We start from the raw sequence: 17,828 nt of genomic DNA, 5'->3' as shown, positions 1-17,828 counted from the left end.
CCTAGCTCTGCGGCTCGAGCGCCGGCAGCAGCAGCTCGGCCAGGAACACCTCGAGCTCCACCGGCGGCGGGGTGAGGATCAGCGACACCGTCGTGCGCACCAGCCACTGCGCCAGCACCCCGGGATCGCGCTGGGCGATCGTCCCCGCCGCCGCGGCGGCCTCGAGCAGCGGCCGCAGCACCCCGGTGACCAGCTCGATCAGCGCCGCGCCGTCCCGGGTCACGTAGGTGCCGATCAGCTCGGGCTCGTCGGCGAGCACCTTCGCCAGCACCGGGTGCTCGCGCGCGCGGCGCACGACCTCGGCCATGAGGTCGACGACCGTCCGCGGGCCGACCGGTCCGTCGATCCAGCCGCTCAGGGAGGTGAGCAGGCGGTGCGCGTCGCGGATCAGCAGCAGCATCGCCTGCCGCTCCACCGTGCCGACCTGCCGGTACACGGTGGTGCGGTTGACGCCGAGCTCGCGGGCGACGTCCTGCACCGACGTCCGGCGCACCCCGTAGCGGGCGAAGCAGCGCGCGGTGGCGTCGAGGTAGGGATCGAGCGACGCGGGGGGTACCGGCGGTAACACGGGCATCGCGGCCTCTCCTCGCGTGTGCAACACTGCAACAGATCAGTCGCTTTGTTGCAGCGTAGCCGAGGGGGACACCGTGCGGGACTTCACCGACAAGGTCGCCGTGATCACCGGCGCCGGGTCCGGGATCGGGCGGGCGCTGGCCGTCGCCCTCGCCGGCCGGGGTGCGCGGCTCGCGCTGTCCGACGTCGATGCCGTCCGGCTCGCCGACACGGTCGCGACCTGCGAGAAGCTCGGCGCGAAGGCCGTCGGCCACGAGCTGGACGTGGCCGACCGGACCGCGCTCCTCGCCCACGCCGATGCGGTGGTGACCGAGTTCGGCCAGGTCAACCTGGTCGTCAACAACGCCGGGGTCGCGCTCATGGCCACCGTCGAGGAGATGTCCTGGGAGGACCTCGACTGGCTGATGGGCGTCAACTTCTGGGGCGTCGTGCACGGCACGAAGGCCTTCCTGCCGCACCTCATCGCCTCCGGCGAGGGCCACCTGGTGAACGTCTCCAGCGTGTTCGGCCTGATCGGGGTGCCCACCCAGAGCGCCTACAACGCGGCCAAGTTCGCCGTGCGCGGGTTCACCGAGGCGCTGCGCGAGGAGATGCTCATCGCCGGGCACCCGGTGGGCGTCAGCTGCGTGCACCCGGGCGGCATCGACACGAACATCGCCCGCTCCGCCCGTAAGCCCGCCGGCATGGACGACGAGGAGGCGGCGCGCAGCTTCCGTCGGATCGCCCGCACCTCGCCCGAGGACGCCGCCAAGACGATCATCCGCGGGATCGAGCGCAACTCCCCGCGGATCCTCATCGGGCTGGACGCGCGCGCGATCGACCTGCTGCCGCGCGTGCTCGGCTCGGCCTACCAGCGGTTGATCGCCACGGGCTCGCGGCTGACGAAGCGCTACGGCGTCGACCTCGGCTGATCACGGAAGGCATCCCCGCGGTGGTGGCCGGGACGCAACGAACGGCACTCTCGTCCACCCGGAGTGGACGAGAGTGCCGTTCGTTGCGCTTCGGCCCGGCCCGTCGTTGCGCTTCGGCCCGGCCCGCACCCACCACGGCGCCGGGCCGCGCCGGCATCCGTGCGCCAGCCTCCACCGCCGCGGCCGCGCCTGCCATCATCCCGACGTGGCTCGGTGGTGGCGGGTCGGCGGCGCCCGGCCGGCGGGGGCGGAGGCCCTCGGTGTGCTCGGCGTCGGCCGCCGCATCGCCGACGAGCTGCGCGCCGGGATCGGCGGGCCCGGCGCGCCGTCGGCGGTGCGCCGGCTGCGCCGCCTGCTCGGCGTGCGGACGGTGGGGCTCGTCGGCCTCGGCGGTGAGGAGGTGTGGTCCGGCAACGGCCTGGACCCGCGGGTGGTCCAGGAGATGGTCGCGACCGTCCTGCGCACCGACAACCGCGCCAAGGGGCCGGACGGGCTGGTCGCGCTGCCGCTGCACACCCGCGACGAGGTGGCCGGCGCGCTCGTCGTCACCGCCGACGGACTGGACCGCGCCGCGCTGGACGAAGCCGCGGCGTGGGTGGGCGAGGCGCTGGAACGGGCCCGGCTGGAGCGCTCGGCCGAGATCGCCGAGCGGGCCGAGCTACGGGCGCTGCGCGCGGAGATCTCCCCGCACTTCGTGTACAACTCGCTCACCGCTATCGCGTCGTTCGTCGAGTCGGACCCGGAACGAGCAAGGGAGCTCATGCTCGACTTCGCCGAGTACACCCGCCACAGCCTCGCCCGCGGCGGCGACTACACGACCGTCGCGGGCGAGTTCGCCGCGATCGAGGCCTACCTGGCGCTGGCCAGGGCGGTGCTCGGGGACCGGCTGAAGGTTCAGCTGCGCATCGCCCCGGAGATCCTGCCGGTCGCGCTGCCGTACCTGGCGCTGCAGCCGCTGGTGGAGAACGCCGTCAAGCACGGGGTCGAGGCGACCCCAGAGGGCGGGCTCGTGCAGGTGAACGGGGTAGCCGAGGGCAACGAGGCCATCCTCACCGTCGAGGACGACGGGCCGGGCATGGATCCGCAGCACGCCGCCGACGTCCTCGCCGGCCGCGGCGACCCGAACAGCGTCGGACTGCTGAACGTCGATCGGCGGCTGCGCACGGTGTTCGGTCCGGGTTACGGTCTGGTCATCGAGACGGCCGAGGGTGCCGGGACGAAGGTGCTGGTGCGGGTGCCGCGGTTCCAGCCGGGGGTGGTGGCGTGACCGGCCGTCTCGGGTGCAGGACCTGGATCGAGGAGCGCGGACAGTGACGTCGAGCGGGGGGTGGCGGGTGCTCGCCGTCGACGACGTGGAGCCCGCGGTGGGGGAGCTGCGCCGCATGCTCGACGCGGCGCCCGAGATCGGCTCGGTGCGCACCGCCACCGACGCGGTGACCGCGCTGAAGCTGATCCAGGCCGAGCCGCTGGACGTCGTGTTCCTCGACATCTCGATGCCCGGCATGGGCGGGATGGAGCTGGCGTCGCTGCTCTCCCGCATGCAGGACCCGCCGGTCGTGGTGTTCGTGACCGCCTACGAGGAGCACGCTGCCGACGCCTTCGGCATCGGCGCCGCCGACTACCTGCTCAAACCGGTGCGCCCGGAGCGGCTGCGGGCTGCGCTGGAGCGGGTGCGGCGCTTCATCGACACGCCTGCCCCACCCGCGAAGCCCGCTGTCGACTCGCTCGCCGCCGTGCCGGTGGAGCTCGCCGGGCGCACCCGGTTCATCCGCCGCGACGACGTGCGCTACGTCGAGGCGCAGGGTGACTACGTGCGCCTGCACACGCCGTCCGGCGCGCACCTGGTGCGCATCCCGATCTCGCGGCTGGAGGAGCTGTGGGCGAGCGCGTCGTTCGTCCGCGTGCACCGCAGCTACCTGCTGGCCGTGCCGGCGGTGCGGGAGCTGCGCAGCGACCTGTCCGGTGGCCTGCTCGCCCACACCGACGTCGGTGACGTCCCGGTGAGCCGTCGCCACGCACGGGAGCTGCGCGAGGTGCTGCTCGACGCGGCCACCCGAGGCGTCTTCGACGGGGGCGGCTCGTGACCCGGCAGCGGCGCGTGGTCGTGACCAGCCCGCAGACCCGGGTCGCACTCGCGCGCCGGCGGCTCGGGCACACCGCGCTGCCGCCGCACCTGGCCCCCGGCGATCTGGAACGGGCTCGGCGCATCCACCGCGAGCAGCTGCGCTGGGCGCTCGTAGCGGTGGCGCTGCTGTGCGCGGTCATCGTGGGCATCCCGCTGCTGCTCGCCGCCTTCCCCGGCCTCGACGACGTGCGCGTGTTCGGGGTTCCGCTGTCCTGGCTGGCGGTGGGGGTGCTGCCGTACCCGCTGCTGATCGCGCTCTCCCGCTGGCAGCTGCGCCGGGCGGAGCGCATCGAACGGGCACCGTGATCGCCGCGGGCACGGGCTCCGCCCCGATGGTGGTCACCGCCCTCATGCTGGTGGTGATCGCGACGCTGCTGATCGGGGCCCGCGGCGTGGCGATCCGGTCGACGTCGGACTTCCTCGTGGCGTCGCGGCGGCTCTCGCCCACGGTGAACGCGGCAGCGGTGTCGGGGGAGTACCTCTCGGCGGCGTCGTTCCTCGGCGTGGCCGGGCTCGTCGTCAAGGACGGCATCGGTGCGCTGTGGTACCCGGTCGGGTTCACCGCGGGCTACGTCCTCATGCTCGCCCTGGTGGCGGCCCCGATGCGGCGGACCGGTGCGCTCACCGTGCCCGACTTCGCCCAGGCCCGGCTCGGCTCGCCCGGGCTGCGCAGACTGTGCGCGGTCGCGGTGATCGCGATCGCGGTGCTGTACCTGGTGCCGCAGTTCAAGGCGGCGGGGCTGCTGCTCAACCTGGTCGGCGGCACTCCGTACTGGGTCGGCGTGGTGGTCGCCGGGGCCGCCGTGTCGATCACGCTCGCGCTGGGCGGGATGCGCGCGGCCACCTACGTGCAGGCGTTCCAGTTCGCGCTGAAGATGGTGCTGTTCACCGTGCCGGCGATCTGGCTGCTCGTGCACGTCGGCGCGGAGACCCGCTCGTCGGCGCTCACCCCGGTCGAGTTCACGACGTTCGCCCAGGAGACCCCCGTCGAGTTCCGGCTCGACACCCGGCTCACGATCACCGAGCCGACCACCGTCGCCGTCGACGGGCAGCCGCCGCAGGTGCTCGCTCCCGGCGACTACACCGCACGCACCGGCAGCACGTGGAGGTTCGCCGCGGGCAGCGACGTCCCGGACGTCGCGGGCGCGGTCGCGCCGGGCGGCGAGAGCTGGACCCGACCGCTGCTCGACCCGTCCGGGGCCGGGTTCCCGTTGCTCGCGACGCTGTCGGTCCTGGTGGCCACCGTGCTGGGCACGATGGGCCTGCCGCACATCGTCGTGCGCTTCCACACCAGCGCCGACGGGTGGGGTGCGCGCCGCACCGCGGCCATCACCGTGGCGATGCTGTCGGCGTTCTACCTGTTCCCCGCCGTGTACGGGCTGCTGGGCGCGGCACTGCTGCCGGAGCTGTTCCTCACCGGAGGCACCGACACGGTCGTGGTCGCCCTGCCGTCGCGGGTGGACACCGGCTGGGCCGGCCAGCTGGTCACCGCGATGCTCACCGCCGGTGCGTTCGCGGCGTTCCTCGCGACCTCGCTCGGCCTGCTGCTGGCGCTGTCAGGTGCGGTCTCGCACGACTTGATGAGCACGGCGGCGCCGGTGCGGCGGCTGCGGTTCACCACGCTCGCCGCGGCCCTGGTCGTCGTCGCGCTCGCGCTGCCGGCCGCGCACCTGGACATCTCGGTGCTGGTCACCTCCGCGTTCGCGGTCGCGGCCTCGACCTTCTGCCCACTGCTGGTGCTGGGGCTGTGGTGGTCCGGCCTCACCGCCCGTGGGGCGGCCGCCGGCATGGTCGTCGGGCTGCTCGCCTCGGCCGGGGTGATCGTCGTCGGCCTGCTGGCGTCGCCGCCGCCCGGCCTGGTGTCGGTGCTGCTCGGTCAGCCCGCGCTGTGGTCGGTCCCGCTGGCCTTCGCCACGATGGTGCTCGTCTCCCTGCGCGGCACTGCCCCGGCCTGGGCGCCCGCCGCGATGCTGCGGCTGCACCTCGACGAGCGCCGCGCGCGCAACCGTTCGTCGTAGCTGTCGACCGTTCGTCGACCGTTCGTCGCGGCACTGGTCGATGTGTCGCGCGCCACTACCGGGCGTGACCGCGGTCACCGGATCCTCTGCACCTGATCACCGCGTCTGCACCGTGAGTCAGCGGCCGAATGCGAGGAGGCATCTCGGATGAGCACCCCTCTGGGAAGGTCGGAGGCGGCCGGACCGCCGACCGGAGCGCCCGACTGGGAGAAGGCGCAGGCCGAACCGGAGTTCCAGGAGCTGCGCCGCCGTCTGCGCAGCTTCGTGTTCCCGGTGTCGGGGCTGTTCCTGGCCTGGTACCTGCTGTACGTGCTGCTGTCGGTCTACGCACCCGGCTTCATGTCCACCAAGATCGGCGGCAACTTCAACATCGGCCTGCTGATGGGCCTTCTGCAGTTCGTCACGACGTTCGCGATCACCTGGTGGTACGTGCGGTGGGCCAACCGGCGCTTCGACCCGCTCGCCCGTTCGATCCGTGAGGAGCTGGAGCAGCGGTGATCACGACCAACCTCGCCCAGAGCGCGCTCGAGACCGCCAGCAACCCGCTCCTGAACACCGCGATCTTCACCGTCTTCGTGGTGGTGACGCTCGCGATCGTCGTGCGGGTGAACCGCAGGCGCACCGAGACGACCGGCGACTTCTACACCGCCGGGTCCGCGTTCAGCGGCCGCCAGAACGGCATCGCGATCTCCGGCGACTACCTGTCGGCCGCGTCGTTCCTCGGCATCGCCGGTGCCATCGCCCTCAACGGCTACGACGGCTTCCTCTACTCGATCGGATTCCTCGTCGCCTGGCTCGTCGCGCTGCTGCTGGTGGCCGAGCTGCTGCGCAACACCGGCCGCTACACGATGGGCGACGTGCTGGCGTTCCGCATGCGGCAGAAGCCGGTGCGCGCCGCCGCGGCCACGTCGACGCTGGTCGTGTCGTTCTTCTACCTGCTCGCCCAGATGGCCGGTGCCGGTGGCCTGGTGGCCCTGCTGCTCAACGTGACCAGCGGCTTCGGCCAGGCCGTCGTCATCGCGATCGTGGGCGTGCTGATGATCGCCTACGTCCTGATCGGCGGTATGCGCGGCACCACCTGGGTGCAGATCATCAAGGCGGTGCTGCTCATCGCCGGCGCGCTGCTGATGACCCTGTGGGTGCTGGCGCTGGTCGGGTTCAACTTCTCCGGCCTGCTCGGCGAGGCCGTCGCCAACAGCAGCAAGCTGGGTGAGCAGTTGCTCAACCCGGGTAACCAGTACAAGAACCCGATCGACTTCATCTCGCTGTCGCTGGCCCTGGTGCTGGGCACCGCCGGCTTGCCGCACATCCTGATGCGCTTCTACACCGTGCCCACCGCGCAGGAGGCCCGCCGCTCGGTGAGCTGGGCGGTCGCCCTGATCGGGCTGTTCTACCTGTTCACGCTGGTGCTCGGGTACGGCGCGGCGGCGCTCGTCGGCGCGGACGTGATCCGCTCCGCCCCGGGCGCGGCGAACTCCGCGGCGCCGCTCCTGGCCGCGCACCTCGGCGGCACCCTGCTGCTGGGCCTGATCTCCGCGGTCGCGTTCGCGACGATCCTCGCGGTCGTCGCCGGCCTGACGATCACCGCCTCGGCGTCGTTCGCGCACGACATCTACACCAACGTGCTCAAGAGCGGCGAGGCGAGCCCGCAGCAGGAGGTCAAGGTCGCGCGGATGACGGCCGTCGTGATCGGCGTGCTGGCCATCGTCGGCGGCATCCTCGCCAACGGGCAGAACGTCGCGTTCCTCGTGGCGCTCGCGTTCGCCGTGGCGGCCTCGGCGAACCTGCCGACGATCCTGTACTCGCTGTTCTGGAAGCGGTTCAACACCACCGGTGCCCAGTGGAGCATCTACGGCGGTCTGATCAGCACGATCGTGCTGATCGTCTTCTCGCCGGTGGTGTCGGGCAAGCCGGTCGATCCGGCCACCGGCAAGAGCGCCTCGATGCTGCAGGGCGTCGACTTCCACTGGTTCCCGCTCGACAACCCGGGCATCGTCTCGATCCCGCTGTCGTTCCTGCTTGGCTACCTCGGCACCGTGCTGAGCAGTCGCCGTGACCCGGCCGACCCGCAGAAGTACGCCGAGATGGAGGTCCGCTCCCTCACCGGAGTGGGCGTCGAGAAGGCCGTGACGCACTAGGGGGGAGCGCACGGCCGCGGTGCCCGCCGTCCCGCAACCGGGGCGGCGGGCACCCCCCTTTCTGGTCCCAGATGCCTCGAGAATGACGTTGTGGTGATCAACAAGCGCCTCTCTGATCGCCACAACGTCGTTCTCAACGCGAGGTTGTGTACCCCGGGGTCACGGGTGCCCTCCCGCCACCCGCGACGCCCGCGGCGGCTGGCAGGGATCAGGCCGGTACCACCTCGATCCATCCGCGCACGACCTCGGGTGTCACCGAGCCGACCAGCTCGGGATGATCGCTCGACACGTGGCGCAGGACCTGCGCGACGATCTGCTCCTCGTCCTCGTGCCGGGCGGCGTAGCCGCATTCGCAGCTGACCTGGTTCATCGTGTGCTCCCCTCTGCGTCCGCCCCGGTGCTTCCCCTCGGGGCCGCACCATGGTGCTCGCCCGGGGCTGTCGTGGCGTTGCCGCGGCGTTGTCGAAACCTTGTCGCCGTCTCCGTGCCGCTGCCTCCGTGTCGCTGTCTCCGTGCCGCTGTCTCCGTGCCGCTGTCTCCGTGCCGCTGTCTCCGTGTCGCCGCCTCTCGTCGCCGCCTCTCGTCGCCGTCTCCTCGTCTCCGGGCTCAGAGCAGGTCGGCGTGCACCGCGGCCGCGACCGGGCCAGGAGCGGTACCCAGCTCGGCGCGCAGCACCGCCTGCAGCTCGGCGTACACCCCGAGTGCGGCGGCCCGGTCGCCCCGCGCGGCGAGGGCGCGCATGAGCAGGCAGTACCCGGTCTCGGCGAGCGGCTGGGACGCGATGAGCCGGCGGGCGCTGCGCTCGGCGCTGGCCAGCTCGGTGGGGCCCAGGTGCAGGCAGGCCTCGGCGTAGCAGGCGAGGGCGCGGTCGTGGTCGTGGGCGAGCTCGCGGCGGCGCTCGTCGATCCACGGGTGGTCGAGATCGGCGAGGAACTCCCGCTGGAGCACGAACAGCGTGCTCAGCGCCTGCGTCCAGGCCCGCCGCCAGTCCCGGCGCGCAGCGGCTGCGTCGGCCTCGTGCAGGGCCGCGGCGGCCACGGCGGTGTCGACGACCGCGTCCGGGGCAAGCACGAGCTGCAGGTTCTGCCGGCCGCGGATCTCGATCGGCGCGAGCGCCGCGCGGGCCTTCGACAGCAGCGCGGCGAACCCGGCGGGCGCCGACGGCCCCGGCTCGGCCGGGTGCCACAACAGGTCGATCAGCCGGCTCCGGTCGGCCCCGCGCGGGTGCGCCGCCAGGTACGCCACGAGCATCCGTCCCCGGCGGCCCGGCAGATCGGCCGTGATCGACCGGCCGTCGACGACCACCGCGAAGCCGCCGTGCAACTGGACCCGGACCACGCTGCAGGATTTCGGCGGGGCAGGGGAGAAGTCAACCCGGGAATCCGCGTCGAGAACGAAGCCATGGTGATCAAGAAGGCTTGTTGATCACCATGACTTCGTTCTCGACGCCGGACCCTACCGCTTGTCCGCACCCCCGTTGCGGTGCGACCGTGGAGCGCATGGCAGCGAAGCCGTTCGCGTCGTCGCAGGATCTCGCCGAGAAGCAGCAGACCCTGGAGGTGCTCGCCGACGGGGTGTACGCGCTGACCGCCGAGGGTGATCCGAACGTCGGGGCGATCGAGGGCGAGGACTTCCTCGTCTGCATCGAGGCGCTCGCGACGCCCGTCGCCGCCCGCAAGTGGCTGGCCAGACTCCGCGAGCACACCGACAAACCCGTCCGCTACCTGGTGCTCTCGCACTACCACGCGGTGCGCGTGCTGGGCGCGTCGGCGTTCGACGCGGACGTGATCGTCGCGCACGAGAACACCCGTGCGCTGATCGCCGAGCGCGGGGAGGCCGACTGGGCGTCGGAGTTCGCGCGGATGCCGCGGCTGGCCGAGGAACCCGCGTCGGTGCCGGGGTTGACCTGGCCGACACTGACGTTCTCCGACCGGCTCACGATCGACCTCGGCGGCGACCGCGGCGATCTCGTGCTGCAGTACTGCGGGCGCGGGCACACCGAGGGCGACATCGTGGCGTGGCTGCCGAAGCAGCGGATCCTGTTCGCCGGCGACCTGGTGGAGGCGCAAGCGGCGCTCTACACCGGTGACGCGTTCCACCGGGAGTGGGCGGGCGGCACCCTCGACGCGGTCGCCGCACTCGGTGCCGAGGCGCTGGTCGGCGGGCGCGGCGCCACCTGTCGGGGCCGGGACGAGGTGGCCGCCGCGATCGCGCAGACCCGGCACTTCCTCCGTACCCTGATCACCGAGACCCAGGCCGTCATCGACGAGGGCGGCACCCTCGCCGACGCGTTCGCCGCCTGCCACGCCGCCCTGCACGAGCAGTACGGGCACTGGCCGATCTTCGAGCACTGCCTGCCGTTCGACGTGTCCCGGGTGTGGGACGAGCTGCACGGGATCGAGCGGCCGGTGATCTGGACGACCGAGCGCGACCAGGAGGTCTGGGCGCAGCTCCAGGGCAGCTGATGGTCCCGGTGGTGATCGTCGGTGCCGGTCCGGTCGGCACCACCGCCGCACTGCTGCTCGCCCGCTGGGGCGTGCCGTCGATCGTCCTGGACGCGCTGCCCGGCCGGGACCGGGTCGGGTCGAAGTCGATCTGCCAGCACCGCGACGTCCTCGACATCTGGGCGGCGGTCGGCGTGGGTGAGCAGGTCGCTGCGGAGGGCCTGACCTGGACGACCGCGCGCACCTACCACCGCGGCACGGAGCTGTTCAGCACCACGTTCGCCGACCGCGGCCGCTCCCCGTTCCCGCCGTTCGTGAACATCTCCCAGGCCCGCACCGAGGAGCTGCTCGACGCCGCCGTCGCCGCCCAGCCGCTGGTGGACGTGCGCTGGGGGCACCGGGTGACCGCGATCGAGCAGGACGCCGACGGGGTCACCGTGCGGTGCGGCGACGAGGAGCTGCGTGCGGAGTACGCGCTGCTGTGCGCGGGCGGGCGCTGCGGCGAGCTGCGCGACCAGCTCGGCGTCGGCTTCCCCGGCCGCTCGTTCGACGACCGGTTCCTCATCGCCGACCTGCGCACCGACCTGCCCGGCTGGTCGCACGAGCGGCGGTTCTTCTTCGACCCGGTCTGGAACCCCGGCCGACAGGTGTTGGTGCACCCGTGCCCGGACCGGATGTTCCGCATCGACTGGCAGGTGCCCGCCGACTACGACCTGGCCGCCGAACGGGAGTCGGGTGCGCTGGACGCGCGGGTGCGGCAGATCATCGGCGACCGGCCGTACGAACTGGTGTGGACATCGGTGTACCGGTTCCACTCCCGCTGCGCGACCCGGTTCCGGGTGGGCAGGGTGCTGCTGGCCGGCGACGCCGCGCACCTGTACTCACCGTTCGGGGCGCGCGGGATGAACTCCGGCGTCGCCGACGCCGAGAACGCCGCGTGGAAGCTGGCGTGGGTGCTGCGCGGGCTGGCAGAGCCGGAGCTGCTGGAGAGCTACCACGTCGAACGGCACGCGGCAGCGCAGGAGAACCTGCAGGTCACCAGCGCGACGATGGACTTCCTCGTCCCGCCGGACGCCGATCGGGCGGCGTTCCGGGCCGACGTGCTGGCGCGGGCGGTGACCGATCCGGCTGCGCGGGCGCAGGTCGACTCGGGCCGGTTGTACGAACCGTTCTGGTACGTCGACTCGCCGCTGACCACACCCGATCCGCAGCGGCCGTTCCGGGGCAGGCCGCCGCGCGGGAGCGTGCCGGACCCAGGGCCGGGGGTGCTGGTGCCCGACGTGCCGGTGGGGAGCACCCGGCTGCGCGCGCTGGCCCGGGACGGGTTCCTGCTGATCGGCGGGTCCGCGCCCGGGTGCGCGTCGCTGCCCCTGGAGGGCGAGGTGGCCGAGGTGCTCGGCGCCCGGCCCGGCGAGGTGTGGGTGGTGCGGCCGGACGCGTACGTGGCCGCGGTCGTCCCGCAGGAGCAGGTGCCGGCCGCGCTGGCCCGGGCCGTGGGTGGGGCCGTGGACCGGACGCGGACCGCGGTCGGCTGAGGTGCCCTGCGCCGAGAACGAAGTCACTGCGGACTGAATCGATTCGAATTCGCCGCAACGTCGTTCTCGACGCAGGAGACCCTCAGGACTTCAGCCAGCTCGCCGCCGTCTGCCGGCTGATCCCGAGCGCCCGGGCCATCGCCGCGGTCTCCAGCCCGGCGGCCGCGCCCTCGGCGAGCAGCGCCTTCTGCTCGGCCTGCAGCCGCTCCAGCTCCGCGGCCGTGGCGCGCATGCGCTCCAGCAGCGCGTGCGCCTCCGGCGTGGCCGAGGCACGGGAGCGGCCGACCCCCGGGCGCGGGAACGAGCGCACCGCGTCGGCGTCCCAGCGGCGCGGCCCGGCACCGGGCAGCGGGGCCGGGGCCTGGCCGCGGGAGACGTAGGCCAGCCACGTGCCCGGCTTGACCCCCCAGGCGGCTGCGCATTCAGCGGCTGTCCAGGTCTCGCCCACGGTGCAGGATGGTCGCATGCCCTACTACCGCAGCGTTGGCGAGATCCCACCGAAGCGGCACACCCAGTACCGGACACCCTCCGGCGGCCTGTACTACGAGGAGCTGATGGGGGAGGAGGGCTTCTCCTCCGACTCCGCCCTGCTCTACCACCGCGGCATCCCCTCGGCGGTGGTGGATGCGCAACCGTGGGAGCTGCCCGACCAGGCCCTCACCGAGAACCGCCCCCTGCTGCCTCGGCACCTGCGGCTGCATGAGCTGTTCCCCGGCGCGGAGGGCAAGCGCGCCGATGCGGTGACGGGTCGCCGGTTGGTCCTGGGCAACGCCGACGTGCGCATCTCCTACGTCGTCGCGGGCGAGGCGTCCCCGCTGTACCGGAACGCAGTCGGCGACGAGTGCGTCTACGTCGAGGCGGGCACCGCGACCGTCGAGACGGTCTTCGGGGTGCTCGCGGCGCGGCAGGGCGACTACGTGCTGCTGCCGCGGTCGACGACGCACCGCTGGGTGCCGACCGGTGACGAGCCGCTGCGGCTGTACGTCATCGAGGCGAACTCCCACATCGCGCCGCCGAGCCGGTACCTGTCCCGCTACGGCCAGTTCCTGGAGCACGCCCCGTACTGCGAGCGGGACCTGCACGGCCCCACCGAACCGTTCCTCGTCGAAGGCGAGGACGTGGAGGTGCTGGTCAAGCACCGCGGCGCGCGCGGGATCACCGGCACCCGCTACGTGCTGCCGACGCACCCGTTCGACGTGGTCGGCTGGGACGGGTGCCTGTACCCGTACACGTTCAACGTCGCCGACTTCGAACCGATCACCGGCCGCGTCCACCAGCCGCCGCCGGTGCACCAGGTCTTCGAGGGCACCAACTTCGTGATCTGCAACTTCGTGCCGCGCAAGGTCGACTACCACCCGCTGGCGGTGCCGGTGCCGTACTACCACTCCAACGTCGACTCCGACGAGGTCATGTTCTACTGCGGCGGCGACTACGAGGCTCGCAAGGGCTCCGGCATCGGGCAGGGCTCGATCAGCCTGCACCCCGGCGGGCACACCCACGGCCCGCAGCCGGGCGCGGTCGAACGGGCGCTCGGCGCGGAGTTCTTCGACGAGCTGGCGGTCATGGTCGACACCTTCCGTCCGCTGGAGCTGGGTGAAGGTGCGTTCGCCTCGGAAGACCCGGACTACGCGTGGACGTGGGCGCGGCGATGACGTTCGGGGTGTTCTCCCTCGCCGACGGCCGCAGGCGCATCGGGGTGCGGGCCGGTGAAGAGGTGCTCGATGCGGCCGCGGCGCTCCCGCGGTTCGCCGACCTGCTCTCTGCACCCGTCCTCAACCCGCTGCTCGCCGCCGGGCCGGACACCTGGGCCGCGGTGCGCGAGGCCGCCCACGACGCGCTGGACCGGGCCGAGCACCGCGTCGCACTCGCCGACGCCACCCTGCACCTGCCGATCGAGGTCGCCGACTACGTCGACTTCTTCTCCAACGAGCACCACGCCCGCAACGCCGGCGAGATCTTCCGCCCCGGGCAGGACCCGCTGCCGACCAACTGGAAGCACATCCCGATCGGCTACCACGGCCGGGCGGGCTCGATCGTCGTGTCCGGCACCCCGATCGTGCGGCCGTGCGGGATGCGCCGCAGCTCGGCCGGGCCGGTCTACGGGCCGTCGCGACGGTTGGACATCGAGGCCGAGCTCGGGTTCGTCGTCGGCGTCGGGTCGCCGCTGGGCAGCCGCGTGCCGGTCACGGAGTTCGCCGAGCGCGTGTTCGGGGTGTTCCTGCTCAACGACTGGTCCGCGCGCGACCTGCAGGCGTTCGAGACCGTCCCGCTCGGCCCGTTCCTCGGCAAGTCGTTCGCGACGTCAGTCTCGCCGTGGGTGGTGCCGCTGGCCGACCTCTCGGCGGCCCGCGTCGACCCGCCCGCCCGTGATCCCGAACCCGCCGATTACCTGAGCGACGCCGAGCCGTGGGGCCTCGACATCACGATGGAGGTGCGCCTCAACGGGCACGTGATCAGCCGCCCGCCGGTGCGGGAGAACTACTGGACCGGGGCCCAGCAGCTCGCCCACATGACCGTCAACGGGGCCCCGAGCCGCACCGGTGACGTCTACGGCTCCGGCACCGTCTCCGGCCCCGAGCGGGAGCAGCGCGGTTGCCTGCTGGAGCTGTCGTGGGGCGGCAAGGAGCCGATCACCCTCCCCGACGGCAGCACCCGCACGTTCCTCGAGGACGGCGACGAGGTCGTCATCTCCGCGACGGCGCCGGGACCGGACGGATCGGTGGTCGATCTCGGCGCGGTCGCGGGGACGGTGCTGCCGGCGCGCACCGGGTGATCCGAGCGGGATCGGACCCCGAGCCGGTCCCCGCGCGCACTGACGCCTGGCTCAGGGCCTGGCCTCGAACACCAGGTTGAACGGCGTCTCGGCGACGCGGCGGAAGCGGGTGAACCCGGCCTCGGTGCAGACCTGGCGGATGGCGGTCTCGCCCGCCTGCGCTCCCAGCGCGTAGCCGCCGGGCTGCGAGAGCGCGTTCGGCACGCACAGGAAGCTGGAGAACGAGTAGTAGACCCGCCCGACCGGGTTGAGGTTCTCGGCGACCGAGTCGCTCGCGGCCGGTTCCACGATCATCCACGTGCCGTCGGGGGCGAGCGCCTCTCGCACGTGCCGGGCCGCGCCGACCGGGTCGCCCATGTCGTGCAGGCAGTCGAACGAGGTCACCAGGTCGTAGCCGGTTCCGCCGAACGTCTGGGCCGAGGCGACCTCGAAGGTCACGCGGGTGCTCACCCCGGCGTCGGCGGCCCGTTTGCGCGCCAACTCGATCGACCCGGCGTGGTAGTCCGAGCCCGCGATGCGCGACGCCGGGAAGGCGGTGGCCATGAGCACGCTGGAGGCGCCCAGCCCGCATCCGATGTCGGCGACCCGGGCGCCGGCCGTCAGCTTGGCGGTCACGCCGTCGAGCGCGGGGATCCAGCTGTCGACGAGGTTCGCGACGTAGCCGGGTCGGAAGAACAGCTCGCAGCCGGAGAACACGTCGTCGTCGTGGGTGTGCCAGCCCACTCCCGCCCCGGTGCGGAACGCGTCGGTGATCTGTTCCTCGGCCTTCAGGGTGCCCAGGGCCAGCACGAACGCGCCCGGGAGGTAGACGGGACCGTCGGGGTTCGCCAGCGCGAACGCCTGCTCCTCCGAGAGCGAGAACGTGTCCGTCGCAGCGTCGTGGCCGACGTAGCCGCCCGCGGCCTGGCCGCGCAGCCACTCGGTGAGGTAGCGCTGGTCGCACCCGGTGCGTTCGGCGAGCTCGGCCGCCGTCGCCGGGCCCTGCGCCAGCGCCCGGTACAGCCCCAGTCGGTGCCCGACGACGACGTTGCCCGCCGCCATCGTGGCGCCGAGGTCGGCGGCGAACCGGTCGATGAAGTCCATGAGTTTGTCGGTGTCGACGGCCATCGGTTCCTCCCGGGTCGTGTGCTGGTCGGCGCAGGGTCCGTCCGGCCGTTGCGCCGCCGTTGCAACGCGACTGCAATGGGGCGCTCGACGCTGTCGTCGTGCAGGAGGACCGTCGTGCAGGAGGACCGGATGCGGCAGACGCACGGCACCACGAGCCGCGGGATCGCCTGGGCCGTGCACGGCAGCGGCACGCCCGCGGTGTTCCTCACCGCGCCCTGGGCGGTGATCCACTCAGGGATGTGGAAGGCCCAGGTGCCCTACCTCGCCCGGCACCACCGCGTGATCACCGCCGACCCGCTGGGCAACGGCCGGTCGCGGCGCAGCGCTGACCCCGCCGAGCACACCGTCGACGCGCTGGTCGGCGATCTGATCGACGTGCTCGATGCGACCGGCACGCAGCGAGCGGTGCTGGTCGGGCACTGCACAGCCGCGTTCCGCGCGCTGATGGCCGCGGGCCGGCACCCGGACCGGGTGCTCGGCGTCGTCCTGCTCGACCCGAACGTGAAGGCGCTCGCACCGGAGCTGCCCGCCCGGGCCGTCCACTCGCGCACCGAGCCGCTGGACACCGACGAGGGCTGGGCGAAGGACAACCACCACTACTGGCGCCGCGACTACCGCGGGTTCCTGGAGTTCTTCTTCGCGGAGCTGGTCACCGAGCCGCACATGCACAAGGTGGTGGAGGACTGCGTCGCCTGGGGCCTGCAGACCACGCCCGAGGTGCTGATCGCCACTCAGCTCGCCGGCGGCCCGGCCGCCTCGGTGGAGGAGGTCCACGCCGTCGTCGCCGCCGTCACCTGCCCGGCGTTGGTGATCAACTCGCGGGACGACCGGTGCATCCCGCCGGAACGCGGCCGCGCGCTGGCCGACCTGCTCGGTGCCGATCTGCTGGAGCTGCCCGACGCCGGGCACCTGGCGATGGCGACCCGCCCGGTCGTGGTCAACCGTGCACTGCACGCCTTCGCGTCCCGGTTCGCACCTGCCCCGCCGCCGCGCCGGCGGTGGCGGGGACCGCGGGCGCTCATGGTCAGCTCACCCATCGGGCTCGGGCACACCCGCCGCGACCTCGCCATCGCCCGCGAACTGCGGGCGCTGCATCCCGGACTGACGATCGACTGGCTCGCCCAGCCACCGGTCGACGCGGTCGTCGCGGCGGCCGGGGAGCGGGTGCACCCGGCCAGCCGGCACCTCGCCGCGGAGAGCGTGCACATCGAGGCCGAGGCGGGGGAGCACGACGTGCGGGTCTTCGAGGCCCTGCGCCGCATGGACGCCGTCCTCGTCGCCAACTTCCACGTCTTCGACGACGTCCTCGACGAGGGCTACGACCTGGTCGTCGCGGACGAGGGCTGGGAGGTGGACCACTTCTGGCACGAGAACCCCGATCGGAAGCGCAGCGCCTACGCCTGGCTCACCGACTTCGTCGGCTGGCTCCCGATGCCGGCCGGTGGTGACCGCGAGGCCCTGCTGACGGCCGATCTCAACGCGCGCACGCTCGACCACGTGGCCCGGCTGCCGCACGTCCGCGACCGCGCGGTGTTCATCGGTGAACCCGTCGACGTGCTCGACGCCCCGTTCGGCCCGGGATGCCGTCGATCCGGGAGTGGACCCGCGAGCACTACGCGTTCAGCGGCTACGTCACCGGGTTCGTCCCCCCCCGCCGACCGGGAGGAGCTGCGGGCCGAGCTGGGCTACCGGGCCGACGAGCAGATCTGTCTGGTCACCGCGGGTGGATCGGGCGTGGGCGCGCACCTGCTGCGCCGGGTCGCCGCGGCGCACCCGCAGATCCGCCGTGCCGTCCCCGGGCTCCGCATGATCGTCGTGACCGGGCCGCGCACCGATCCCGCGGCGATCGGTGCGCCCCCTGGCGTCGAGGTCCGCGGCTTCGTGCCCGACCTGCACCGCCACCTCGCGGCCTGCGACGTCGCCGTCGTGCAGGGTGGGCTGGCCACCACCATGGAGCTGACGGCGGCCGGTCGCCCGTTCGTCTACGTTCCCCTCGGCAACCACTTCGAACAGCAGATCCACGTCCGCCACCGGCTGCAGCGCCATCGCGCGGGTCGCTGCGTCCGCTACCCGGACGCGACCCCGGACCGGCTCGCGGACGCGATCACCGCCGAGCTCGCGCGGACCCCGGACTACCTGCCCGTCCCCACCGACGGTGCCCGGCGCGCGGCGGAGCTGATCGCCGAGCTGCTGTGACGCCAACG

Annotated in this window: 17 protein-coding genes; 12 read left to right on the top strand and 5 right to left on the bottom strand. The window is 72.9% G+C overall.

Annotated features, from left to right (window positions below):
* Position 1: 1 nt before the first annotated feature.
* On the bottom strand, positions 2–574 hold the full coding sequence (locus BUE41_RS13335) for a TetR/AcrR family transcriptional regulator (protein WP_073457397.1): 573 nt from the start codon (positions 572–574) through the stop codon (positions 2–4).
* A gap of 73 nt (positions 575–647) precedes the next feature.
* Here BUE41_RS13335 and BUE41_RS13330 point away from each other — a divergent pair, with 73 nt between their 5' ends.
* The 7 genes from BUE41_RS13330 (at position 648) to BUE41_RS13300 (ending at position 7,765) form a co-directional block, all read left to right on the top strand.
* Entirely contained in the window at positions 648–1,484 is an 837-nt protein-coding gene (locus tag BUE41_RS13330; RefSeq protein WP_073457396.1) for an SDR family NAD(P)-dependent oxidoreductase, read from the top strand.
* 205 nt (positions 1,485–1,689) lie between these two features.
* Positions 1,690–2,751, top strand: a complete 1,062-nt coding sequence (locus BUE41_RS13325; RefSeq protein WP_084754903.1) for a sensor histidine kinase — start codon at positions 1,690–1,692, stop codon at positions 2,749–2,751.
* Positions 2,752–2,794: 43 nt separating this feature from the next.
* Positions 2,795–3,568, top strand: a complete 774-nt coding sequence (locus BUE41_RS13320; RefSeq protein WP_073457395.1) for a LytR/AlgR family response regulator transcription factor — start codon at positions 2,795–2,797, stop codon at positions 3,566–3,568.
* Positions 3,565–3,915: a DUF485 domain-containing protein gene (locus tag BUE41_RS13315; RefSeq protein ID WP_073457394.1), complete on the top strand. Its 351-nt coding sequence runs from the start codon at positions 3,565–3,567 to the stop codon at positions 3,913–3,915. Before BUE41_RS13320 ends, BUE41_RS13315 begins: the two co-directional genes overlap by 4 nt.
* A 26-nt stretch (positions 3,916–3,941) precedes the next feature.
* Complete coding sequence (locus BUE41_RS13310; protein WP_073457506.1) at positions 3,942–5,627, top strand: sodium/solute symporter; 1,686 nt, start codon at positions 3,942–3,944, stop codon at positions 5,625–5,627.
* Positions 5,628–5,774: 147 nt separating this feature from the next.
* A complete protein-coding gene (locus BUE41_RS13305; RefSeq protein WP_073457393.1) occupies positions 5,775–6,125 on the top strand; it encodes a DUF485 domain-containing protein in 351 nt (116 codons plus the stop codon).
* Entirely contained in the window at positions 6,125–7,765 is a 1,641-nt protein-coding gene (locus BUE41_RS13300) for a solute symporter family protein (protein ID WP_073457505.1), read from the top strand. Before BUE41_RS13305 ends, BUE41_RS13300 begins: the two co-directional genes overlap by 1 nt.
* A gap of 208 nt (positions 7,766–7,973) precedes the next feature.
* On the opposite strand, the gene BUE41_RS30200 is transcribed toward BUE41_RS13300, so the two are convergent.
* Positions 7,974–8,135: a DUF1059 domain-containing protein gene (locus BUE41_RS30200; protein ID WP_143172132.1), complete on the bottom strand. Its 162-nt coding sequence runs from the start codon at positions 8,133–8,135 to the stop codon at positions 7,974–7,976.
* A 236-nt stretch (positions 8,136–8,371) separates the two neighbouring features.
* Positions 8,372–9,103, bottom strand: a complete 732-nt coding sequence (locus BUE41_RS13295; RefSeq protein WP_073457392.1) for an AfsR/SARP family transcriptional regulator — start codon at positions 9,101–9,103, stop codon at positions 8,372–8,374.
* Positions 9,104–9,264: 161 nt separating this feature from the next.
* Here BUE41_RS13295 and BUE41_RS13290 point away from each other — a divergent pair, with 161 nt between their 5' ends.
* Together BUE41_RS13290 and BUE41_RS13285 are read left to right on the top strand one after the other, a co-directional pair.
* Complete coding sequence (locus tag BUE41_RS13290) at positions 9,265–10,230, top strand: MBL fold metallo-hydrolase (protein ID WP_073457391.1); 966 nt, start codon at positions 9,265–9,267, stop codon at positions 10,228–10,230.
* The gene (locus BUE41_RS13285; RefSeq protein ID WP_073457390.1) at positions 10,230–11,744 is read left to right on the top strand and encodes an FAD-dependent monooxygenase; all 1,515 of its coding nucleotides are present in this window, start codon (positions 10,230–10,232) and stop codon (positions 11,742–11,744) included. The genes BUE41_RS13290 and BUE41_RS13285 overlap by 1 nt, the downstream gene beginning before the upstream one ends.
* 82 nt (positions 11,745–11,826) lie before the next feature.
* Here BUE41_RS13285 and BUE41_RS13280 read toward each other — a convergent pair whose 3' ends face one another.
* Positions 11,827–12,192: a hypothetical protein gene (locus BUE41_RS13280; RefSeq protein ID WP_234997229.1), complete on the bottom strand. Its 366-nt coding sequence runs from the start codon at positions 12,190–12,192 to the stop codon at positions 11,827–11,829.
* 16 nt (positions 12,193–12,208) lie between these two features.
* On the opposite strand from BUE41_RS13280, the gene BUE41_RS13275 reads away from it, so the two are divergent.
* Positions 12,209–13,396: a homogentisate 1,2-dioxygenase gene (locus BUE41_RS13275; RefSeq protein WP_073457388.1), complete on the top strand. Its 1,188-nt coding sequence runs from the start codon at positions 12,209–12,211 to the stop codon at positions 13,394–13,396.
* Complete coding sequence (locus tag BUE41_RS13270; RefSeq protein WP_073457504.1) at positions 13,393–14,517, top strand: fumarylacetoacetate hydrolase family protein; 1,125 nt, start codon at positions 13,393–13,395, stop codon at positions 14,515–14,517. The genes BUE41_RS13275 and BUE41_RS13270 overlap by 4 nt, the downstream gene beginning before the upstream one ends.
* 51 nt (positions 14,518–14,568) lie before the next feature.
* Here the strand turns inward: BUE41_RS13270 and BUE41_RS13265 are convergent, their stop codons facing one another.
* Positions 14,569–15,624 carry a class I SAM-dependent methyltransferase gene (locus tag BUE41_RS13265; RefSeq protein ID WP_073457387.1) on the bottom strand — a complete coding sequence of 352 codons (1,056 nt, stop codon included), beginning with the start codon at positions 15,622–15,624 and terminating at the stop codon, positions 14,569–14,571.
* Positions 15,625–15,753: 129 nt separating this feature from the next.
* Between BUE41_RS13265 and BUE41_RS13260 the strand changes: the two genes are divergently transcribed.
* Positions 15,754–17,820, top strand: a complete 2,067-nt coding sequence (locus BUE41_RS13260; protein WP_200803883.1) for an alpha/beta fold hydrolase — start codon at positions 15,754–15,756, stop codon at positions 17,818–17,820.
* The last annotated feature ends 8 nt before the right edge of the window (positions 17,821–17,828 follow it).

This window comes from Pseudonocardia thermophila (assembly GCF_900142365.1).
Lineage (GTDB): Bacteria > Actinomycetota > Actinomycetes > Mycobacteriales > Pseudonocardiaceae > Pseudonocardia > Pseudonocardia thermophila.
The sequence above is the reverse complement of the archived record's forward strand: the minus strand, read 5'-3'. Positions and strand labels throughout refer to the sequence as shown.